The sequence below is a fragment of the Donghicola sp. genome, from assembly GCF_025210255.1.
GTDB lineage: Bacteria > Pseudomonadota > Alphaproteobacteria > Rhodobacterales > Rhodobacteraceae > Donghicola > Donghicola eburneus.
Genome location: NZ_JAOARZ010000029.1, coordinates 187,544 through 209,454 on the forward strand (window position 1 = coordinate 187,544; position 21,911 = coordinate 209,454).

General features: G+C 54.1%; 25 protein-coding genes. 5 read left to right on the forward strand and 20 right to left on the reverse strand.

What is annotated here, in order from left to right; all coding sequences use genetic code 11:
- Positions 1–5: 5 nt before the first annotated feature.
- Positions 6–479 (forward strand): flagellar basal body-associated FliL family protein, encoded by a 474-nt coding sequence (locus N4A58_RS14715; protein ID WP_072709055.1) that lies wholly within the window; start codon positions 6–8, stop codon positions 477–479.
- Here N4A58_RS14715 and N4A58_RS14720 read toward each other — a convergent pair.
- The 9 genes from N4A58_RS14720 to N4A58_RS14760 are packed head-to-tail and all read right to left on the reverse strand — an operon-like array spanning position 476 to position 7,826.
- Entirely contained in the window at positions 476–805 is a 330-nt protein-coding gene (locus N4A58_RS14720) for a hypothetical protein (protein WP_072709053.1), read from the reverse strand. The genes N4A58_RS14715 and N4A58_RS14720 overlap by 4 nt on opposite strands.
- On the reverse strand, positions 802–1,857 hold the full coding sequence (locus tag N4A58_RS14725) for an EscU/YscU/HrcU family type III secretion system export apparatus switch protein (RefSeq protein WP_293710868.1): 1,056 nt from the start codon (positions 1,855–1,857) through the stop codon (positions 802–804). The genes N4A58_RS14720 and N4A58_RS14725 overlap by 4 nt, the downstream gene beginning before the upstream one ends.
- A gap of 6 nt (positions 1,858–1,863) precedes the next feature.
- Entirely contained in the window at positions 1,864–2,541 is a 678-nt protein-coding gene (locus N4A58_RS14730) for a flagellar biosynthetic protein FliR (protein WP_293710870.1), read from the reverse strand.
- A complete protein-coding gene (locus N4A58_RS14735) occupies positions 2,534–4,585 on the reverse strand; it encodes a flagellar biosynthesis protein FlhA (RefSeq protein WP_293710872.1) in 2,052 nt (683 codons plus the stop codon). Before N4A58_RS14735 ends, N4A58_RS14730 begins: the two co-directional genes overlap by 8 nt.
- Complete coding sequence (locus N4A58_RS14740) at positions 4,582–5,523, reverse strand: hypothetical protein (protein WP_293710874.1); 942 nt, start codon at positions 5,521–5,523, stop codon at positions 4,582–4,584. Before N4A58_RS14740 ends, N4A58_RS14735 begins: the two co-directional genes overlap by 4 nt.
- Entirely contained in the window at positions 5,513–6,367 is an 855-nt protein-coding gene (gene motA, locus N4A58_RS14745; protein WP_072709043.1) for a flagellar motor stator protein MotA, read from the reverse strand. Before motA ends, N4A58_RS14740 begins: the two co-directional genes overlap by 11 nt.
- The gene (locus tag N4A58_RS14750) at positions 6,364–6,996 is read right to left on the reverse strand and encodes a hypothetical protein (protein WP_293710876.1); all 633 of its coding nucleotides are present in this window, start codon (positions 6,994–6,996) and stop codon (positions 6,364–6,366) included. The genes motA and N4A58_RS14750 overlap by 4 nt, the downstream gene beginning before the upstream one ends.
- Positions 6,996–7,340, reverse strand: coding sequence for a hypothetical protein (locus N4A58_RS14755; protein ID WP_293710878.1), 345 nt, complete (start codon positions 7,338–7,340; stop codon positions 6,996–6,998). The genes N4A58_RS14750 and N4A58_RS14755 overlap by 1 nt, the downstream gene beginning before the upstream one ends.
- A gap of 9 nt (positions 7,341–7,349) precedes the next feature.
- Positions 7,350–7,826: a hypothetical protein gene (locus N4A58_RS14760; protein ID WP_293710880.1), complete on the reverse strand. Its 477-nt coding sequence runs from the start codon at positions 7,824–7,826 to the stop codon at positions 7,350–7,352.
- Between the two features lie 112 nt (positions 7,827–7,938).
- Between N4A58_RS14760 and fliF the strand changes: the two genes are divergently transcribed.
- From fliF to fliP, 4 genes are read left to right on the forward strand one after another with little or no spacing between them, the layout of a single operon-like run.
- Positions 7,939–9,507: a flagellar basal-body MS-ring/collar protein FliF gene (gene fliF / locus N4A58_RS14765; protein WP_293710882.1), complete on the forward strand. Its 1,569-nt coding sequence runs from the start codon at positions 7,939–7,941 to the stop codon at positions 9,505–9,507.
- Positions 9,504–10,097: a hypothetical protein gene (locus tag N4A58_RS14770; RefSeq protein WP_293710884.1), complete on the forward strand. Its 594-nt coding sequence runs from the start codon at positions 9,504–9,506 to the stop codon at positions 10,095–10,097. Before fliF ends, N4A58_RS14770 begins: the two co-directional genes overlap by 4 nt.
- Positions 10,098–10,100: 3 nt before the next feature.
- Positions 10,101–10,355, forward strand: a complete 255-nt coding sequence (locus N4A58_RS14775; protein ID WP_072709031.1) for a FliM/FliN family flagellar motor C-terminal domain-containing protein — start codon at positions 10,101–10,103, stop codon at positions 10,353–10,355.
- On the forward strand, positions 10,345–11,085 hold the full coding sequence (gene fliP / locus N4A58_RS14780; RefSeq protein ID WP_293710886.1) for a flagellar type III secretion system pore protein FliP: 741 nt from the start codon (positions 10,345–10,347) through the stop codon (positions 11,083–11,085). Before N4A58_RS14775 ends, fliP begins: the two co-directional genes overlap by 11 nt.
- Positions 11,086–11,096: 11 nt before the next feature.
- On the opposite strand, the gene N4A58_RS14785 is transcribed toward fliP, so the two are convergent.
- From N4A58_RS14785 to N4A58_RS14835, 11 genes are all read right to left on the reverse strand, one after another.
- Positions 11,097–12,197, reverse strand: a complete 1,101-nt coding sequence (locus tag N4A58_RS14785) for a flagellar basal body P-ring protein FlgI (protein ID WP_293710888.1) — start codon at positions 12,195–12,197, stop codon at positions 11,097–11,099.
- Complete coding sequence (locus tag N4A58_RS14790) at positions 12,197–13,165, reverse strand: flagellin (RefSeq protein WP_293710890.1); 969 nt, start codon at positions 13,163–13,165, stop codon at positions 12,197–12,199. The genes N4A58_RS14785 and N4A58_RS14790 overlap by 1 nt, the downstream gene beginning before the upstream one ends.
- Positions 13,165–14,487 (reverse strand): flagellar hook-associated protein FlgK, encoded by a 1,323-nt coding sequence (gene flgK, locus N4A58_RS14795; RefSeq protein ID WP_293710892.1) that lies wholly within the window; start codon positions 14,485–14,487, stop codon positions 13,165–13,167. The genes N4A58_RS14790 and flgK overlap by 1 nt, the downstream gene beginning before the upstream one ends.
- Positions 14,488–14,497: 10 nt before the next feature.
- On the reverse strand, positions 14,498–15,793 hold the full coding sequence (locus tag N4A58_RS14800; RefSeq protein ID WP_293710894.1) for a flagellar hook protein FlgE: 1,296 nt from the start codon (positions 15,791–15,793) through the stop codon (positions 14,498–14,500).
- Between the two features lie 49 nt (positions 15,794–15,842).
- Positions 15,843–16,658: a flagellar motor protein MotB gene (locus N4A58_RS14805; protein ID WP_293710896.1), complete on the reverse strand. Its 816-nt coding sequence runs from the start codon at positions 16,656–16,658 to the stop codon at positions 15,843–15,845.
- A gap of 284 nt (positions 16,659–16,942) precedes the next feature.
- Complete coding sequence (locus N4A58_RS14810; RefSeq protein WP_293710898.1) at positions 16,943–18,241, reverse strand: calcium-binding protein; 1,299 nt, start codon at positions 18,239–18,241, stop codon at positions 16,943–16,945.
- 225 nt (positions 18,242–18,466) lie between these two features.
- A complete protein-coding gene (locus N4A58_RS14815; RefSeq protein ID WP_293710899.1) occupies positions 18,467–19,768 on the reverse strand; it encodes a hypothetical protein in 1,302 nt (433 codons plus the stop codon).
- A 140-nt stretch (positions 19,769–19,908) separates the two neighbouring features.
- Positions 19,909–20,112 carry a hypothetical protein gene (locus N4A58_RS14820; protein ID WP_293710900.1) on the reverse strand — a complete coding sequence of 68 codons (204 nt, stop codon included), beginning with the start codon at positions 20,110–20,112 and terminating at the stop codon, positions 19,909–19,911.
- Complete coding sequence (locus tag N4A58_RS14825; protein WP_293710901.1) at positions 20,109–21,344, reverse strand: tyrosine-type recombinase/integrase; 1,236 nt, start codon at positions 21,342–21,344, stop codon at positions 20,109–20,111. Before N4A58_RS14825 ends, N4A58_RS14820 begins: the two co-directional genes overlap by 4 nt.
- Positions 21,345–21,445: 101 nt before the next feature.
- Positions 21,446–21,637 carry a hypothetical protein gene (locus N4A58_RS14830; protein WP_293710903.1) on the reverse strand — a complete coding sequence of 64 codons (192 nt, stop codon included), beginning with the start codon at positions 21,635–21,637 and terminating at the stop codon, positions 21,446–21,448.
- Positions 21,630–21,872, reverse strand: coding sequence for a hypothetical protein (locus N4A58_RS14835; protein WP_293710905.1), 243 nt, complete (start codon positions 21,870–21,872; stop codon positions 21,630–21,632). The genes N4A58_RS14830 and N4A58_RS14835 overlap by 8 nt, the downstream gene beginning before the upstream one ends.
- Positions 21,873–21,911: the final 39 nt, after the last annotated feature.

Sequence of the window (21,911 nt, forward strand, 5' to 3'; positions counted from 1 at the left end):
CACATATGAAAATCCTTGTCCCTGCCATCATGATGATCGTCGGCCTTGGCGCTGGCGCCGGAGCGGGCTTCTTTGTCCCATTAGATCCGGAAACGCTGCCCTTCTTGCACCAGAAGGAAGCCTCTTCGATCGAAATGCTTGAAAGCCATGATGTGCCTACGCAAATCGTCAAGTTGAACAACCAGTTCATCGTGCCTGTGATCGAAGACGACGGAGAAAGCTCTCTTGTCATCATGAGCCTGAGCCTTGAGGTAACCGACGAAAAGAGCGACAGCGTCTTCGACCTTGAGCCGCGTCTGCGAGACGAGATCATGAAAGTGCTGTTCGAACATTCTAGTCACGGCGGATTTTCCGGGCGCTACTACACTGAAGACAAGATGGCCGTTCTGCGCAAATACCTGCTCGAGAGTGCCCAGGATGTCATCGGCGAAGATGTGCACCGCATCCTGATCACCGACTTGGTCCGGCAAACTGCCTAACCGGCTTCGTTGAAAATGTCCTCTAGCGCGATGCGGCGTCCCAAAGCCCGTCGCGCTTTTTGCTTGGCTGTTTCCTCGAGCAAAGTGGATTTGGCGAGTTCTAGGTTGAGCGCAGAGATTTCTCGCCGACGCCACTCGCCCCATGCATTCCCCATCACCTGAAGCCGCGGAGCTCCCTCATCGGGTCGCAACATTTCCACCGCTTTGAGCTGCTCGATCTTGGCACCGATTGCATGGGTTTGCGCCTTGCGCTCTGCCACTTTGGCGATTTCACGATCAGCGACCATTTGCGCGATCTCGATCAGGCTTTTTTGTTCTGGCGTCATGACGTGCCTCCGAACGGACTTTTGCGGGCTTGCTCTCTGACCCCGTCAGCAAACCGGATCGCGATTGCCACGGCAGCGTAAAGGTCAGGAGGGATTTCTTCGCCGACATCGCAGACCGAATGGATGGCGCGCGCAGTGGGAATGTCCTGGTGTATCGGCACAGCATTTTCGATCGCGATTGCTTTCAGATTCTGTGCGACCAGATCTTGTCCCTTGGCGATGCACATCGGCGCGGTGCCCTTCTCGCGCGTCCATTTCAGAGCAACAGCGATATGCACAGGATTCACGATCAGAACATCGGCTTCTGCAACATCCTGCATCATCCTTGAAGAACTGATCTCGTAGGCGCGCTGGCGGCGCTTTTGCTTAACCTCGGGTGTGCCTTCATTGTCCTTGTGCTCGTCCTTGACCTCTTGGTCGGTCATCTTGTTTTCGGTAAGGAACGCGTTCCGTTTGATCAGGAAATCAATTCCACCGAACAGAACAAAGATCAGCGCACAAATCAGGATCAGGCGCTTGAGGCCTTGCGCCGCAAGCCAAATGTGTCCCTCTAGACCCCGCGAAATCTGCAGATCGTCTATAAAGAGCAGCGTAATCACTGCCCCAAGGCATGAAACTGCGAACATTTTACCAAAGGACACGGCGAACGTGATCAGGCCCTTAGTGCCAAATTTCTGCATGGCGTTCTTGAGGGGATTTATCCTGTCCCATTTCAAGGACAGGTTTTCAGACCGCGGGTTCCACCCCTTCAGCAAGAAGCCAACGAGCAGCACGCCAACCACAGCCACTAAAAACAGCAGCGACATCACCCAAAAAGTTGCTGTCATCACGCCACCAATTTCCGGCGGCGCACCGGTATAAGCGAGGAAAACACCAAAAACCCGTAGGATCGATTGCCCCAAGCTGCCGCTCGCACCGAAGAAGCCCAGCGCCAGAATGATCAAAGAAATAGACGCAATCAGGTCGGGCGACTCAGGCACTTTGCCATCTTTGCGCAGACGATCCAGCTTCTGCGCACTTGCGGCATGCTTCTTCTGATCCTGATCTGCCACCAGCTCCTAGCCCCCATAAATCGAGGATACTTGGGTCAGCCACGTTGCGATGATTTGATCGGAGAAGCGCATCATGAATAGCAAAGCAAAACCGATGACCAATGGCGCAAACACGAGCATCACCATCAGCTGAGGCATCGCGCGGTTCACAAAGCCTGACAGCAGGTTAAACATGACAGAAAACACCAGGAACGGCGCAAAAACCTGCAAGGCGACTTGAGTTAGAAAATCGAGCAGAGACACGAACACAGCGACATCAAGCGCCAGCGGAATCGTTAAACCCTCGGCTGCGACCCAAACCGCGCCAAATGAGAGCATGGTTAGTGACACGCCCCATTTATAAAGCTCTGCCACGACGCCCGCGCTCGTTTCATGACTGGTGTTCAGATATTGCGACAGGCTGAACGACTGGCCGAAGGCCGAGGTCGCCAGATGAAGCAGAAGAAATGGCAGCCGGCAATACAGTCCCAAGCAGCAGCCCATCGCTGTCTGTATCAGAGTTCCAAACAGAGATGGCTGCGCGCTATCAGAGAAATTCGGCCAGATAGCTAGCATTAACCCCATAGACAGCACCAGTTTCGTCGTAATCGAGACACGAAAATCGTTAACGATGGGGGCAAATGCTACAAATCCACTGGACTTCAGGAACGCCCCCAAGAATGCAAAGAGAATTGCGTTATCCATCAAAGGGCACCACGCCCTCAAACTGGATATTGCCGCCCGATCCCAATTCCTCGAACGATAGAACAGGCATCCTGACCTGCGAGGCATCCAGCACTGACCGCAAGAAGCGGCGCCTCTTGGCGCTGACAACCAGAGCAACATTCGAGCCCGCTTGCGCTGCTTGGGCCGCACTTTCGGCAAGCCGCGTCGACAGCTTCTTCAGGTCACTCGGTTGGATCGCGATCTCTGATCCCTGTTGCGGCCGTTCTGATTGGGCAAAAACTTCTTCCCATCGTTGATCAAGGGTGATCGCACGATGATGTGCCTCTCCTTCGAATGCAGCGTCAACCACTTGGCGATTGATGCGTTGCCGGACGAATTCGATCGCGCCGTCTCCGCGGAAACCGTTGTTCTTAGCCTCGATCGTCGCGTCTAGAATAGCACTGAATCCTCGGATCGAGATCCGTTCTGCCAATAGACCTTTGAGAACGTCCAGCAGATACTCGTTGGAAATCTTATCTGGAATTGCCTCGGACAGGCATTGTTTGATGCCTTCGGATTTGACAGCATCGGACTGCGCGATCAGGGCATTCAACGTGTATTTCAGGGTCTTGGCTGTCATTAATGTATCTAGGTTTGCAACCACCACGTCCATGAGATGCGTTAGCATGACTTCGTCGCCAGACAGCGCGGTGTATCCGCCAAGGATCAGTTCGTCCCGCTCAATCGCGGGCACCCACTTGGCCGGTGCTCCGTAGACCGGATCTTTGACCCCCGAATGGACCTCTTCGTGATCGAGGAGCACCAATAGATCGTCGCCTTGTAACTCTCCCTCCGCGATGTTCGCGCCGTGCAGCAGAATTCGGTACTTCCCGCCCTCTAAACCAGGCCATTCTGAAACGCGCACCTGCGGGATCAATAGGCCGTATTTCTCGGCAATATGCATGCGAAGCGGCCTGATCCGGTTCTCTAGTCCGCTTTCGGACCGCAAGAAGTTTCGCGCAATCGAAGACGACACCTTGAGCAAGATATCGTCCGCTTCAATCAGGTCTTCGATTTTTTGCTCTTCGGCTACGGGAAGGATAGGCGCTTCTTCCGACACATCCTGCTGTTCAGCCAAGAGACGCAGGCGATACCAAAGGGCGCCTGAAACGGTCGAGACAGCCAGAAACGGAATCGTCGGCAAACTTGGGATAAAGGCCAAAGCAGTTGAAACCACGCACACCGCCAAGAGGACTTCCTTTTGCTCAACGACCTGCCTCGAAATCGCGTTCGAGGTTCTGGTGCGGTCCGACCCTTTGGCCAAAAGTAGACCGGTCGCAAACGAGATAATAAGCGCAGGGATTTGGGAGACGAAGCCATCCCCGATCGTCAGGAAAGAGTATAGCTTCAGGGACTCGCTCAAGGGCATATCGTAGCTCAGAACACCGAACGCGACCCCGATCAGCAGGTTGATCGCGGTCAGCAGTAATCCGAGCACCGCGTCACCTTTGACGAATTTCGCGACACCATCCAGAGATCCAAAGAACGAGCTTTCATTCGACAGCTTCTCTCGCCGTTGAGAGGCCTCTTCGTGCGAGATCGCGCCAGACGAGAGGTCGGCATCAATCGCCATCTGTTTCCCCGGCATTGCATCGAGTGAGAAACGCGCGGACACCTCGGCCATGCGCGAAGCGCCCTTGGACAGAACGAGGAAGTTCAGGAGCGTGAAAATAATGAAAACGACGATCCCGATATGGAGCCCCTCGCCCATCACGAACGTAGCGAATCCATAGAGCGTTTGACCCGCCACCTTGTCCCCATATGCCCCAGCAGTGAGGATCAGCTTGGTGGACGCGATGTTGATGTAGACCCTGAAGAACAGTGAAATCAGGATAAACTGGGGAAAGGCCACAAAGTCCGCAGCAGAGGACGTTAGGAGGACCAGCGACAAAATCAGGATTGCAATTGAGAATGAAACAGCCATCCCGAAGTCAAGAAGCATCGATGGCATCGGCATCAGCAGTGACACGAAAGCCAGCGCCGCAAAGACCGCTAAAATGATGCTGGAATCGAGCGCTTTCATTCCAACTCCGCCTTGTAGCTTTCTAGAAAACTGAGGGCCCGTGTATGGACATCGCTGTCGGCGTTTACCGATGTAACGGCAAGGGCTGGCACCTCCGGCTCTGGCTCTTGCTCTGGCGCATCGGCAATTGGGATCATTTCAGGATCTTGGGCTGGCTCGGCCTGTGTTGTCCAATCTATCGCCAGCTCACGGGTTTTAACCCACGCCAGTGTTTCCTGTTTTGACGCGCAGGCGGGGTGGTCGTCAGCCTCAGCCTGCCCCGTTCTAATGAACGGTTCGGAAGAGGCTCCTGCGGACATCTCATCAATCAAAAGCGCCGCTTCATCCCACCAGCCTTTGTCCAAATACGCGCGTAGACGTTCTGCTTGCGGTGCGGCAGATCCCTGCAGCGCAGTTAGATTAACGAGCGTTTCTGACGCAAACTGGCAATAGTCATCGTTGTCGATTTCAGGCTCGATCGACAACAAATCTTGGCACCATGCCCCCACGGAGCAAGACGCGAGGATCGAAGTTTTTGGGATTTTCCACTCTTGGAAGGCCGTATCAGGATGAGGCGCCGCAGACTGTGCAACCGGTTCTTTTCCTTCCGCGATATCAATGACGTAGTAGCCCCGATAATCGAACGTCTCCGCCTTGCATTCGCAATTCAGATCTACACGAACGCCGGATGAGTCGATCTCGATCCCTTGCACCCGCGCGCGGCCCAGTTTTTGCAGTGCAGACGTCAGATCCGATGTACCGACAGCAGCGGCACCTATGACACGAATTGAGTCCTCCGCCGTCTCTAGATGCGGCTCTGTCTGGCCGATTTTGCGAATGGCAATTCGTGTGAAATCGGCGTGCTCACCGGCCAATATGCTCTGTGCCTGCGCGGTCCCAGCACCACCTACCAAACTGGCCATTGCGATCAAACAGCGAAAAGGAAGGTTACGCAGCATTCAGACCCTCTTCGACTTCGTTGAAACTGGGACGGTAGGACGACGGCACACTTTGGCGTCCGACCTCAATGCACAAATTAGGTGAATGGCCAAAGAGATCGGCGACAAGTACATCCCGCACCACCGAATAGAATTTTTCTTCTGTCTCCGTTGTAGCTGTTACTTTCGCAGAGAACGGACCAACGATTCCGTAGGCCAGAAAAACCCCAAGGAATGTTCCGACCAGCGCGCCCCCAATCAGACCGCCCAGAACTTCGGGGGGCTGGTCGATCGACGCCATGGTTTTGATGACCCCCAAAACCGCGGCGACGATCCCCAGCGCCGGCAAAGCATCCGCAACGTTCTGCAGAGCATGCCCGGAATGCGATTGGTTTTGCGCGTGTTCCTCAATGCGTTTGCCAAGCATCTCTTCGACCTGATGAGGGTCATCGTAATTCAGACTACCTGCGCGGAAGGTATCGCAGATCAAAGAAGTCGCTTCTTTGTCCTGAAGAATTTTGGGATAAAGCTCGAACACAGAGGAATTTTCGGGATCTTCGATGTGGCTTTCCAGATCCACGGGGCTTTTGCGGCTAATTTTAATCAGCGCATAGAGCAGGCACAACAGGTCGCGGTAATCCTGCTTGGACCACTTCGCTCCTTTGAAAACTTTGGTGATATCGCTCAGCGTATGCTTGACCGTCGACATATCGTTGCTGAGCAAGAACGCCCCGGCCGCTGACCCCCCGATCATCATAAACTCGAAGGGCAACGACTTCATGATGATCGACATTTTGCCGCCAGCTAGCAAATAGCCACCAAACACCATGACAAAGGTGACACCAATCCCAACAATTCCGATCATTTGCTGTCTCCTGCGGCTAGAGACGGTGCGGTGGCCCCATGGGTTTCCGCCCAAGAGGCGTTTCGCCCCGCCAGAATAGCGCTAATCGAGTAAGCCTTGGCTGAAGGCAGGTTCCCCATGATCGCGGCTGCCGATTGCGCTTTCATGCGGCCCAGAAAACCTGCTGCGAACTCCATATCCATCTCTACGAACAGTCCTGCCGCATCCTTGGGTTTCATAGCCTCATAGACCTTGGTCAGCTTATCGAGATCGTCCTCGGCAGCCGTTTCCCCCATCCCCATCGTTCGGCGCAGGCGCTCATTTTCGACCTGAAGCTCTTCGATCAGGGTGATGGCTTCAGCCTTCTTGGCCTCAAGCGTTTTGAGCTTGGCTTCGATCAGCGCCTCGCGCTCTTCTAGTTCTTTGGTCCGTCGGTCATTATAGGCCTCGCGCTTGGCGAGCGCCGCGAACAGTTCCTTCAGCTCTTCTTCGCGGTAATCAACAAAGGGCTCTTCTTCGGAGCGCGGCATCTTTAAGTCCGGCACCAAAGCAATCGCCTCGGTCGCCGTCATCCCGATTTTCAACGCTCCGCCCACTGCGAACAGGGCGGCGATGGCAAGCAGGCTTCCTGATTTCTTTTTGCGGGCCATTACGCCCCCCGCTTCATCATGCGATGAGAGAAAATCGGCTCGGTCGTCGACGCCTTGGACTGCTCCATGTCATGCATCGACGCCACCATCAGCTCCAGTTTTTTGGCCACCGTCTCGGCGCGGTCAGTCAAAGTTTCGAGCGATTTACTCGAGGCATCCGCCGTACCTTTGGCCGTGTCGAGCGTCTTGGTCAGATCATCGACCTGAGCAGACAGGATCGCAACCGCGCCGCCTACGCCCTTTTCCAGGTTATTAAACTGGCGCAACCGGCGGGACAGCACCCAACAGTAGAAAGAGGCACCAAGCGCCCCAGCGCCAAGAATAGCATCGGTGATAAATTCCATCTGTTTTCCTCAGTTTGGGACAAGTTCCAGAATGAGCAGGTCGATCAGGGGCTCTTCGCCGATCACATCCACGACTCGGTGGCGCATGTGATCGCGGAACTGGTCAATCGCATCGGGATAATCGAAGTACTCGGCCTTGACCGAGCGCAGGAAGGTTTGCAGCACGTCAACCACGCGCGGCATGAGCACAGCGACTTTGTCAGCGTCCTCTGGACGAACCTCGAGCGCGCCGCGAAACCGCAAGTGACGCCCCGCCAAAAACGGTCCGTTCATCACGATGATCTGCGGAATGTCCAAAAAGACTCCGGCTGCCGGCGCCACATACCTTGGCTCTTCGACAGCGGTCTCTTCTTCGGGCCGAAGGTGCAGCAAATCGAGCCCGACCACTGCGTATCCACCAATGGCTGCCACGAGTCCGAGAATGATCCCCGGCACAACGCCAGAACCGCCTTTTTTCGCTTCACTTTCTGCTGCTTGATCGCTCATCGCTATCTCCTGCTACGGAAATCAGTTATGAGCAGCAGAAGCTAACCGATTGTTAAGCGTGATCCCCCAAAACGGAAATTGTCAGGCAGAAGTCGACGCTCCGGAGGTTCACGTGCAGCAGTTCATTACGTTATGGAAGAACTTTGACAGGCGGAAACAGATCATGGTCGTCGGGGCCACTCTGGGAACGTTCGTCGCTATTCTATCCCTTGTTTTCTTTGCGAGTCGGCCCAGCATGGTGCTGCTCTATGGGGGGCTCGATCCGGCCAGCGCAGGCGAGATCACGCAAAGCCTAGAAGGGCAGAATATCCCCTACCGCATTCAAGGCACGAGCATCTTCGTCGACGAATCCAAACGTGATTCTCTGCGGCTCTCTTTGGCCAGTCAGGGTCTGCCGGATTCGGGTGTAGCTGGCTACGAGCTTCTGGATGATCTGAATGGTTTTGGCACAACCACGCAGATGTTTAACGCCACATACCTGCGCGCCAAAGAAGGCGAGTTGGCACGCACCATTCAAGCCAATCCGCAGATTCGCGCCGCCCGCGTGCATATTTCGCAAGAGGACAAATCTCCGTTTCGCCGGAATGCCACGGCCAGCGCTTCGGTCTCATTGAAGCTGCAGGGCGGGTCGACAATCAGCCCTGCCCATGCCAAGGCGCTGCAATTTTTAGTGTCGTCCGCAGTCACGGGACTAGAGCCAACAGACGTCGCGATTATTGATGAACGGGGCACTCTGATTTCGGCTGATGCCGAAGACGCGATAATCACCGAAGATGGCTCTGCTGCCGAACGCATGGCGGCGCGAGTCGAACGAATGCTTGAAGCCCGCGTCGGCGCAGGAAACGCCGTTGTAGAGGTCAGCATAGAGCGCGTGACAGAGCGCGAATCGATCGTGGAGCGCTTGGTGGACCCCGACAGCCGAGTTGCCATCAGCAGCGAAACGCAGGAAAACTCGGCCACGGCCCGCAGCGCCGAAGCTGGCATGACGGTCGCTTCTGATCTGCCCGAAAATGCGGGCGCGAACGGTGGGGATTCGTCGGAAAATTCAAACGAAACCGTCGAGCGCGTGAATTACGAGGTCTCCGAAACCCGCCGCGAAGTGTTGCGCACCCCTGGCGCGATCAAGCGTCTCACCGTCGCCGTTTTGGTAAATGGCGTCCCCGACGACACCGGTGCGATTATCCCCCGAGAGCAGACAGAAATCACAGCGCTCACCGCCTTGGTCGAGGACATTGTTGGCTTTAACGAGGCTAGAGGCGATGAAATCACCTTGCAGTCGATGGCGTTTGTCGGGACGGATCCGGTGTACGCAACACCTGCGCCCGGATGGCTGGCCTCGACTGCACCTTCTGCGAATACAGTGATCCGGCTGGGTGTGTTGGCATTGGTCGCATTGGTGCTCGGGCTTTTCGTTCTCCGACCGATGCTGCGCAAATCAGACCCCGTTGAACTGCCCGCTCTGGCCGAATTACCCGCAGGTGATTTCAGCATGGCGCCCTTAGAAGGTGAGATTGAGGACATTGGCGAGTTTCAACCCCTATCGACCGATGTCGCAGGCCCCTCGCTAGATCTGCCCGAAGACCCGGTCACCCGAATGCGGGCTCTGATCGACGCTCGGAAAGAAGAAACCATGACGATCCTGCGCAACTGGCTTGAAGACGAGCAGGAGCAAGAGACATGAGTATTGAATCCTTGTTGATGGATTTCGGTACACCGACCGGAGCCGTCAACGACACCGCGCCCGAAGCCACGATGAACCTCGATTCCTTCGAAGAGGGCTATAACGCAGGTTGGGCTGATGCGGTAAAAGCCAACAAAGACGAGCAATCAGAACAGCAAGCGCAACTGGCAGAAAGCGTGAAAGACTTTGCTTTCTCGCGCACCGAAGTGCAGCAACATACGCTCCGAGAACTCCGCCCTCTGATCGAGGGCGTTTTGACGGCCATCCTGCCGGCGGCACTCCGACCTGCCCTTGCACCCATGATTGTCGAAGCTCTCGAGGAGATCGCAGCCGATAGCCTAAGCGATGAGATCGTCCTTGCAGTACCCGAAGGTCTTTCGGGCGCTGTTTCGGGACTGATCGACCTGACGGACTGGCCCGATTTGACCGTGTCCGAAGATGATCGCTTGGGGGATGGCCGCGCAGAGATACGCTGCGGTGATACGACCAAAGCTGTCGATCTCGGGGCCGTGCAAACCCAGATCACCCAACTTGTTTCCGAATTCTTCAATGATCCGCAGCTCACTGCGGCCACCGGCACAGAGGGATAATTCATGAGCAACCGTTTTTCCGCACTTCCAATTGAGGTTCACGTCTGTGTCGGGCGCGCCCGCCCTTCGCTCGGGGAGCTTCTTGACCTCGCGCCAAACGCGGTACTGACATTGGAGCAGCAAATCGATGACCCTGTAGACATCATGATTGGTGAACGAGTCATCGCCCAAGGTGTTTTAGAAGAGATCGAGGATGGTTCGCGCCGCGCACTATCCGTTCGGCTCACCTCGGTGAAGAGCTTTGAAAATGACGCTTAACGTCCGCGCAGTCAGTCTTGGAATTTTGATTACGGTGACTGCATCCGTGGCCAACGCCCAAGGTCTACAGATTGGTGACATGACGCTGGATGACGATCTGAGCCAGCGCGTGTTGCAAATAATAGCGACGGTCACCGCAATATCACTGGTGCCCGCGACTCTCATGATGGTCACGTGCTTTCCTTACATGCTGACAGTGCTTGTGGTCGTCAGATCCGGGCTGGGGCTGCAACAGTCCCCACCGAATATGCTCCTCATCACGATCGCTCTGTTTTTGACCTATTTCGTGATGGAACCGGTGCTCATGGAAGTGTGGGAGGGCGCAATCAAGCCACTCAATTCAGGAGTCATCTCGATAGAGCAGGCTTACGAGCGGTCCCAAGGACCGTTCCGGGGCTTCATGGAGCCTCGTATCGAGATTGACTCACTCTATCGGCTGGCAGAGATCCGCAACATGGAAACAGCGGGGCTAACGGTTCAGACCGCGCCTTTTTCACTGCTCGTACCGACGTTCATCCTGACAGAGCTGACACTGGCGTTTCAGGTCGGCTTTGTGGTTTATCTGCCCTTTCTGATCATCGACCTGATCGTTTCTGCGATCCTGATGTCGATGGGGATGATGATGGTCCCCCCGTCGGTCGTCTCTCTTCCGTTCAAGCTTGGGTTCTTTGTCGTCAGCGACGGCTGGTCTCTTTTGGCTGGTGGACTTGTAACGGGGTACATGGGCTGACGCCCATGCCCCTACTTCACCACCAGTTCTGCATACAGAGCACCGGCCGCTTTGATGCTTTTCAGGATATCGATCATATCACGCGGTGAGACCCCCAGCGCGTTCAACCCGCCGATTACCTGAGACAGAGACGTGCCGCCCCTTACCTCAGCCAAGCCAACTCCCTCCTCTTCCTCGATCGACGCTTTCGTGCGCGGCAGTGTAATCGTCTCTCCATCGGTAAAAGGATTCGGCTGAGACACAATCGGCTCTTCGCTGACACGCAGGGTCAGATTGCCCTGAGCGACCGCGACACGAGCGATCCTCACGTCATCCCCCATCACAATCGTACCGGAACGCTGGTCAATCACGACACGGGCACGACGCTCGGGCTCAATGAGCAGATTCTCGATCACACCAATCGCATGCGCCGGTGACGAGGCCCGCGTGGCAGACACATCCAGCTCGACCGTACCGGAATCGGTCATTCGCGCGACAGCGCGACCGAATTTTCCATTCACAGCACGTTCAATCCGCGCAGCCGTCGTGAAGTCCGGCTCGCGCAGAGCCAGTCTCAACCGATCCAACGAAGCCAACTCAAACGCAACTTCGCGCTCGACCCGAGCGCCAGACGGGATCGTGCCTGCAGTCGGAACGCCTTGGACGACTTCGGCCGCCTGCCCCGCAGCGACGGCGCCAGCCGCAATTATCGTCCCTTGGGCGACGGCATAGATATCGCCATCTGCCGCGTTCAACGGCGTCATAACAAGCGTCCCCCCAAGAAGGCTTTCGGCATCGCCAATCGCAGAGACGGTCACGTCAATCTGCGTCCCAGCTCTGGCAAAGGGTGGCAAGGTCGCGGTCACGAAAACACCCGCAACGTTTTGCGGGCGCAGTTGTTCACCAGTAACGTTCACACCAAGTCGCTCTAGCATTGTGCCGAGCATCTCTTCGGTAAACGGGGCATTGCGAAAGCCGTCACCCGTGCCGTTTAGACCGACGACCAGACCGTAGCCCACCAAGTCGTTTCCGCGGACACCATCAAACTCCACCAGATCCTTGAGCCGGATCGGAGAGGCTGATGCGCTTAGGGTCGAAAATACCAATAAAACAGTCACAAAAAGACGCAGCATCACATGAACTCCGCAAAATTCATGGCCGAAACGCGGGAGGTCACCAGATAGAGCCGCTCCAGAGCCATCTCATAATTTTCCAGCTCAGTTGCGGCCTCATACATATCTGGCGTGGTTAACTCGGCCAGGCGCAGCTCCATAGCGGTCGCTGTCGCGCCGTTGCGCGTTTGAACAGTCTCAATCCTCTCTTGCACCATGCCTAGCGTGCCGCGTGTGTCCGCGATCGCTTGCGCGCCACTCAACAAGTCAACCCCTGCAGTCACGGCTTGGTCAGCATTACTCACCAATGCGCCAGTCGCCATTGCCGCCAAAGATTGCCGCAAATCAGGCGACAGCGCTGTCACGTCTGAACGAACTGTCTGCCCCGGAGCTATGGTAAACGCGATACGTTCATCAGAGGCACCAGTGTAAGCTGCCGCGTACCCACCCGCATCATCTGTAAAAAAGGCATGAATATGAGAAGCCGCATCAGCATGCGACATGCCCGCAATTTCGACTTCCAGCGTGGCAAGCATGTCCTCGCCCGCGGGCAAAGGCGCATCTGTCACGTTTGCGCCCGAAAACAGGTATCGCCCGCCCGCGGCATAGTTCAGGGTGGACACTGCCTGAGTAAAAGCAGACCGAGCTCCCTCGGAGATCGTATCTAGGGTGCCTGTAGCCTCTGCCTCATGCGCTGCCACGATATCTTGTGCGAGCCCCGTGGAGAGATCACTGATCATGTCGAGCGCGCTCTGCTGCTGATCCACAAAGAACGCAGCCTGCGTAGACGCGCCCGAGTAAGCCGCTAGCCGACTGAGCGCGTTCTGAACAGCATTCAAGGGTTTAAAGTCTGCCTGCAGCGACGCTCTCAGGTTCTGGATTTTGCCTTCTGCAACTGTGGCCGCGGCGGCTTCGAATTTAGCGCTGGTTTGACCGTTGGCAGACCGCAACGCCATGTATTGCGCCAGATCGCTTGCTCCTGTGATCATCAGGTCATCCTCATCAAGGTATCCATCATTTCATCTACGACCGAAATCACCCGGGCGTTCGCGGTATACAGCTTCTCGATCATGAGCAGCGATTGCAGCTCTGCGTCGCTATCGACGCCTTCGCTGGCAGCGGCCTCTTGGAGCGCGGTGTGGCGCGCATTGGCCGAGGTTTCGCTCATCTCGGCACGCAAGAGCTGCGCGGACTGTTTGCTTACGTAGTTACCAAGACTGTCAGAGATGCTTTCCGTGCCTGCCGCAAGTGTATCCAAGAAGCCCGCATTCGCTACGTACCCCGGCGAGGTTGGAGTAAAGCCATCTCGCAAGCGCCATGGGTCCGCCGAAAGTTGCTCATTGACGGACAGCACCCCATCAACCTCAGTAAATAGGCCCGCTCCGTCAAACGCCGTCGCGTCCAGCATGCTTTGTCTTTCAGCAGCCAACTCGTCCGACGCTTGCGGCATCAATTTATCCCTGACCTGAAGCGTTGCAGCGATCTGGCCACCAATCAGGCGATTGCTGATGTCATCACCATCCCCGCCGACGATCGAAATCCCGGAGAGCGCCCCGCTGTCCAAGGTCATTGCCTCGTCCATCCCTTGTACAGGCGTAAATTCCAGCGTGACAGCTTTGCCATCCAACAAAACCTGTCCGCCTCTGCTGACCAATGCGACACTGCCATTGTCCCGCTCAAGGGTCCGCACAGGGATCAATTCTGACAGGGTGGCGATGGCCTGATCCCTCTGATCCGACAGAGTCGCTGCGCCGCGCCCGTTTTCCTTGGTTGAGATGATCTGTTTGTTCAGTTTCTCGATCTGGCTCAAGACTTCGTTGACAGTCTCTACATCGCGCGCAACAGCGTGGTCAGCGGACAAGCGCTCTGCTTGGATGGCGTCCCCTATTGCATTGAATCGCGCCGCCAAATCCTCTGCCGCGTATAGAACTTGGTTCAGCCGCACGTCGCTCTCGGGTTGGGCAGCCGCGCTGATCAGCGTATACTGCATGTCGTCCAAGGCAGTGGTCAAACTGCCACTGTCCCCAACTGTTCCGACCGCAGCATCGACAGCAGCCAAAGCGTGCGTGCGTACTTCGGCCGCCGCAACTTGCGCGGATTGTGCGTTGAGCGACGCTTGCACCGCAGCGTCGCGGTGGCGCTGTATGCCAGTAACCTGAACGCCGCCGTTCAGGTTCGAAACGAGGGAAACCTCGCGTTTGGCATATGCGGCATTGGATGCGTTCGACAGGTTGGAAGAGACAATCTCTGCCCCCAGAGACGTGGCCCCCAACCCCGACAGCGCATTGGAAATTGCACTCGTCAGAGACATTCAGGCCCCCTTATCGTTTGATGTTGGTGGTTTCTTGGAGCATCTCATCCACAGTTTGGATGATTTTTGCGTTCGACGAATAGGCCCGCTGTGTCTGGATCAGGTCAGTCAACTCGCCTGCTACGTCAACGTTCGACTCCTCTAGCGCATAACTGATGATGTCGCCCGTCGGGCCATCTCCTGCGTCCCACAAGAAGAAGCTGCCGCTATCCGGCGACGGTGCATAGGTCTGGCTGTCCATCGCGATCAAGCCATCAGGATTCGGCAAATCGACCAGTGGCACTTTGTAAATCGCGCGGGTGATCCCTGTGTCATAGAGCGCCTGAACGATCCCGTTTTCATCCACTTCGACCGAAGTCACGTTGCCAATCTCGTATCCGTCTTTGCTGATCGCCAAGGGCGCGAAACCATCTGAGAGCTGAGTCATACCGGACGCACTTCCCAAAGCGCCGATGTCAAATTCAATTGGACCGCCAGCAACATTCACAGTTAGTTTGCCCGTGGCGCTGTCATATGCCCCCCCAGATGTCGCAGTGACAGAAGCGAGCGTGCCGCCGGACGCACGGGAGTCGTCGAACGTCAGCACATATTCACCCACACTCGCCCCGCTCGACGCTCCATCACGGATCGTCATAGTCCATTGGTTGCTCGAGCCACTGGCCGGAATGGTTGGGGCGAACTCAATATCCAGGTTCTGAGAGGTCCCCAGATTATCGAAGTACTCAATCGACAGTTCTTGCGTTGAACCATCTGCATCAGAGGCCGTCTCACTCGCCGGTAAATTTACGCCGAGGCTGACCTGTGTGGTCGGCTCTCCAGAGAGTTGGTTTACATTGATCTGAACCGGCTCAAGCGCGTCAGCCGTGTCGCGCGCATAGGTTGGGAACGTCCCATCAGGCAGGGCCGGCCATCCCAGCAGCACCAAGCCCGACCCAGTGGTGAGATATCCCTCTGAGTCCGTACGGAAGGATCCCGTGGAGCTCAGCAGCATTTCTTCGTTTCCATTCACGATGGAGGACTGCTGCGTCACGGGCAAGAAACCCCTGCCCCGAACAGCCAAATCTGTCGAATTAGCTGTTGTGACCAACGATCCGGACTCTCCGATCCGCCGTTCAGTCGTGAACCTCACACCGCCAGCAGAATATTGGCCGCCATTTCCTCCGACGACCATAGAATGGAAGTCGGCCTCGGCCTTTTTGTATCCATAGGTCGAGGCATTTGCGATGTTGTCAGAGATGGTTGCCAGACGGCCTGCATTTGCGGCCAGCCCGGCGACGCCAGCATTGAGCGACGAAGAAATTGTCATGGGGCACCCTTGTGTTGTGCGGTCATGCCCCATGCTTAGGAACGGTGCCTTAATGCCTGACTAACGGAACCGGAGGTGGATTGCGCAGAATGATGATTTCGATCCTGTTGTTACCAATGGCCATTGGCGTTTCAGGGTACTTCAACTTCTGATCACCAAAGCCAGTGACGCGCTTTAGGCGATTACGCGGCAAACCACTATTTTCAAGTAATTCCCGTACCTTATCCGCTCTTTCCAAGGACAAACGCCACGTCGGATTATCCTCGAGAACAAGGGGTTTTGCGCCCATATGGCCTGCTACGACAAACGCATTTCCCGTTCCTTTTGCGGTCGCCGCCACCGTACGTAAAAATGACCGCAAAGTTGATGTTGGGGTTGCAGTCCCCTCGTCAAAGAGCCTCGAATCGCTACGCTCTTCCAATTCCAGAGCGGGGCCCTCGTCGGTCATGCGGAACTCGTAATGTCGACGCATATCCGCGTCTTCGGCCATTTCCAGCGCTTCTTCGAGGCGGAGTTCTAACTCCAGAGCCGCCCCACGAGCAGCCTCTTCTTTTGTTGGGTACAAAGAGGACGCTCCGCGCCCCTTAAGCGCAAGGCTCTCTTCGGATGCCAGGCTTTCGCCGCCAAAATTGCCCTGCCCGCCTCCTGAGACCCGCGCCACGGGAATGTCTGGCGTGAAGTAATCCGCCAACCCTTTGCGTTGCTGTTCTGTTGTCGCATTCAACAGCCACATCAAAAGAAAGAACGCCATCATAGCGGTCACGAAGTCAGCATACGCGACCTTCCAAGCGCCACCATGGTGCCCACCACCCGCGACGACTTTCTTTCTTTTGATGATGACTGGCGCGTTTGTCATCGCACCCATAGTCCACCACCTTTCCCACACTCTTGGAATAGGAACTGCGGGTTACCGAAGACTTAAAGCCGTCAGAAACTTGAATGGATGGTTAACAGGCAGAAACCACCAAAGTGCTGTAAGTGGCAGAGATAGCTGTGAAGAAGTGGTGCCGGTAAAGGGCAATCTAACTCCTATAAAAATCGATAAATAATAGAGACTTAGATGTGACAAGCGCGCCACATTTGGTCCAGTGAATGGTCCACAAAGTTCGACTGCCTGATTGACAGTCAGGCAATCGAGTTTCGTTCATATCACATGTAGTCGAAGCTTATATTATCGATCAGAGCTTCTGCTGTGAACACGCCTTCTACAAGCAAGCTTTTACGAGATCCAAACTCGAAAAGTACGCCCTCCGAAGTATCGGTTGCAAACTTCTCTACGAAACTTTCCGCATCTCTCAGCATGTTCGCACCATTCCGGTAAAAGACAACGGTATCTTCTTCTTCGAAGTCGGTAATTCGATCATGACCGCGATACGAGATGTCGAACATAAACGTGTCAGAACCCTCATCTCCGGTCATCACATCATTCTTACGCCCGCCATCTAGAATATCATGTCCAGAGCCGCCGAAAAGCTTATCTCTGCCGTGTTCACCAAAGAGCTTGTCTGCTCCGTTTCCACCGAAGAGCTTATCATTTCCTTCGCCACCAAATAATGAATCGCGACCAGCTCCGCCTTCTAGACGATCTTTGCCGAGAAGCCCATGAAGGGTGTCATTTCCACCTTTTCCAGAGATTTTATCCTCAGCATCTCCCCCGAATATCTCATTACGGCTCTTATCGCCTCGAAAAACAAGATCAGGTGTTTGGCTGGGAGGAGTAGAGGCTTCATTTCGAAGATCTATGATGCCTGCTCTCTCTAGAGAATCATTCGCATCTAAGATAAAGTCATTCTTTCCTTTTTCCTGCGATGCATAGATGAAATTTCCATCGGCATAGATACCAGTAGTGTCGTAGCCTTCGCGAAGCTCCATCGCATAAGAATTCAAATCATAAAATGCATTGTTCGTCACTTTCAGGAAGTCTTCACCGCCATACGTCGCCCATGACGAAATAGTAGCGCCGTAATAGCTATCCTTTACATTATAAAAAGTATTTCCCTCCACAACCATCTGAACTCTACTTACCCCGATACTCAGTCCGTCGGAGTTATTAAAGAAGTTATTTGTGAAATCGCTTTCCGAAACAGGGTACCAGATATAAAATCCAAAGACGTTGTCAAATACTGAATTTTCTACCGAGAAGCTTCCATAGTTACCGTCATCAAGAAAGCTTCCGCCGTCAAAAACTGCATTGTCTGCTATAATCTTTCCAGGCGTGCTGTAGTTTGAACCAAAATGTATATTGACATCTTCGAGCGTAGTGGCTCTTTTCGAATTCATGCTTCCAATTTTCAGTGTCCCAAAAGCTTGAATCTCATATCCATTTCCCTCGACGTGCACTCCTGGCTCAATTCGTAGCTTGACTCCATGTGCAACTTGGACCTTCTCAGTCAGCTCGATGTGAGAGCCCCTGCTCCACACCGTATCCTCTGTTATAATTTGTGTCACTTCTAACCCTTAGTGTTATCTTTCCGGCTGAACTCCTGAGGTAATTTTAGGAGCATCCGAGCTGCATTCACTCACAACCATGAAATGCAAGCAATACTAAAAGAATCTAACATAAGGTGTTTTTCGCAGGTACGTTCTTACATTTTCATCTCGTCGTCAGAGCGGAAGTTCAGCACATTTATCCGGAAGAGCAACCATAAGGTGGCTTATGTAAAATTGATCAATTTATCTCCTAAACTCCTTCACCTTCTGAATCATTTTCAGCGCATTCTTGGCGTCCTTAGAAGCCATTTCAAGATCATGTGAATCTTGAGGCAAGTCCAAAAAATTCCAAAACTCTCTATCTCCGTTGAATCTTAAGGAGTTTAATATATATCTAATGAGAAATGGGTGTACAAATTGCAACATTTGAAACGCAATAACCTCCTCATCTCCAGATATTACGTTGTGCCCGTGAGAAATTGAGTTTCTACGAAACTTAAGATGATTTCCAATAAGCTGCTGTTCTCTCCAATCCTCAAAGATGCTCGAACAACGAAGGATCTTGTTCTCAATCTTTTCGTTGCGCGTACCTGCAATGAATTCGAACAATCTCCACCCATCTAAAAACGCGTCCTCGAGGTTTGGATTTGAGAATGCCTTGAAGTATTTAACGAGTGACACTTCACAGTTCTTTCGCCATCTTGACTTACTCACCGCACTCCTTAGCTGACGGAAATTCCTTTCCCACCCATCGACTTGCTCTTTCTTCCTCAAATTAGCATTGGGACCATACGTCCAGTTCTCATACCAATAACCTTTATATTTCATGGCACCTTTTTCATCATGGATTGTTGAGTGCGGTGCAATTAATACCTCCGATATCGGTGGCCTCTTGAACCCGGGAGTACTTTGTCTTGAATATTTAGACCCATCAACTGCAAGATTTATCATTCCCAGAATTTTATATAATTCCCTTGTGCAAATTGCATTGGCGGATCTTGGACTTCCAGCCCGAATTGTAGCGACACATAATTTGCACTGCTCTATCTGATACACTTTCTGCCTATCAAAAAAAGGTGCAAATTCTGGCTTCGCTCTTTGAATTCTTCTTTCTTTGACTATCCTCTTAATTATTGGACTGCTTTTAGACACACCAAAATTAAGCGTGACATTATTAGACCTAATCCTACCATTTAGAAATCTCGGCGCATTCCAGATTGGAAATACGCATCGATACATTTCATCAACACCTGCCTGAAGCTCAGCTCGGGACTCATAGTATATCTTTTGGAAATTTCTCTTACTTGGGTCATTGTCCAATCTAGGATCTCTAATCGCCTTTTCTATAACCCGATCTTTATCAAGCAAAGCATCATCATCAATTGATATTGCGGACTGCATGATTGCAGAAACAGAATATACATCCAAAATCCCTCGAAGTGTAATAGAACCGTCATCATTTACCGACCTTGATTCCACTACCAGACGTAAAAGTTCGTTTATCTCATCATCTGAAAAACCATCCCGCCAGAATTTTTTCGACATGTTTACAAGCCCATTATTGTCAAAGCCGCTATTTCAGAAACCGGTTTATATTATTGGTTCAAGGGTTTAGTTTCGTTTATTCGCGATCAAAGCACAATCTCTTCGCCCCGCCCTCTGATGAGAGCGGGACGCGCTAAGGATTAGCTAGATCCCCTATGTGCCACATACCCCGCAAGGACATGCCAATAATGGCCCGCGCTCTCGAACCCTTGGGCTCTGGCGGCGAGGTTTTCGGCAAGATCCCGTGAGAGACCACCATCTGCTTCGATGATGGCAGCACGTTCCTCGAAAGCTTCGATGTCGGGGATCAGGAAGCGGTCTGGGTAGCTATATGGATCGTTCATAGGTCCACCCCATTCGGTAGCCTAATCTGATCCACGATCTCGCGCTTCTGTGCGTCGCTGATGCCCGCAGAGTAGAGGCCATAGGTCAGCTTATTGGCGCTTCTGGCGGATTGGTGACCGACCAGTGTTGCCGTAAAGTGCTCTGGCACCCCTGTTCGCTCACACTGGGTGATGAACCACTTGCGGGTACTGTGGAACACCACACCCTCCCGATCGAGACTCTGCTGTGCCCTGATCTTGGCAAAGGCTTTCACGACACGATCAACGGTCCACCCCGGAAAGAGCCGCCCCCGATTGCTGGGAATGATCCTTGTCAGGGTGTCAGTGATCATGCCATGGAGTGGGACTTCCCGTTCCGCCGCCTTGCTTTTCAGCTTGCGCACGTCATTGGGCCTGACTTTGACGAACCAACCGTAGTTGCCCTTCTGGATCAGATCGTCTTTGGTAAGCCCCACAGCTTCGCCAGAGCGCAGCCCTGTGAGCAGACAGAGTAGCAGAAGGTCTCGAAATAAACCCTCCCCATGGCGAACCAGAGTGATCACCTCTGCATCTGTCAGGGCGACATAGGGAGCGACCTCCGCCTTGCCCTTGGGTGCGAGCGCTTTCCACGGGTTATCCGTGATCTCGCCCTCGGAGCAGCACCAATCAAAGAACTGCCCCATTTGCCCCCAGATACGGGTTTGGGTTTGGACACTGATGGTCCCCTCCCTGAGGCTTTCCCCGAAGCAGACCAGCTCTGAGAGCCGAAGACCGTGGGCCTGACGCCATTTCCGCACGTTGGGGGATAGACGCTGGATGAGGGATAAGATGCGCTCTCCGTCGCTATGCGTAAGGTTCCCGATCGCTGTTTTGCGATGCTCCGAGACCAAAAGACCCACAGCAAAGCGCAGGGATTTAAAGCTGCCATACCGGAGTTCCTTGGCCCGCTCTGACAGGAAGGTATCAGCCAGTTGGCCTACTGTAGCCTCTCCGAGTAATCTCGGACGCTCAAAGCGCTGGCTTTGGACAGGGATAACCTTTGGGGTTTGGGCTCCCTTTGCCTCTGCCTCCGCTACGATCTGGACAAAGGTTTGATTGAGCTCTGCCACCCGTGTTCGAGCAACGCGAGCATCATTGGTTTTCAGGGACCGTTTCAGGGATGCGCCGAGCAGGGATTGCAGGTGACGCGGATAGGCTCTGCGGTAGATCCATGTGTTATGCCGTAGGTAGGCATACTTGATGTGTTTAGACATGACATATCCATCCCGGGGCAAAAGCCCCGAGTTCCTAGATGATTGATGATTTTGTGAAGATTTTCAGAGGGCTTCAGGGTTTAACCTGTTCCCTGAGGGGCTCATGGGGCCGAGATGACCTCTGCGATGAGCTCGATGTCGGGCTCGCCATACTCTCCGGCCAGAGGACCAGTGAGCGCGTGCCCTGTGACGCAGTCGTCAAAGACTGCCTCGATTTCGAAGTGATGCTCCGGTACCTCGTCAAAGGCACTAATGAGCACAGTCATGCCCGGAACGAGAATCAGGTCAGTCATGCCCTGCCCTCCGCTTGGTGAGCATATCCACCCCGACAAAGCCCAAGGTCAGGCTCAGCGGGAATGGATAGGCCACTGGACGGGCAAACTCAGGCATTGCTGCGAGTATGATCAGGGTAATTCCCAAGATATCCGGGATCACGATGTCACGCTGAAAGTAGGCTTTGACCGCCAAACCCAGCGCATAACGAAAAAGGCCGCCCGCGACAGCGAGCAGCCAAAACATAGAACTCATGGTTCAGTCTCCTTAGTGGGTTATAACCACTATAGATGC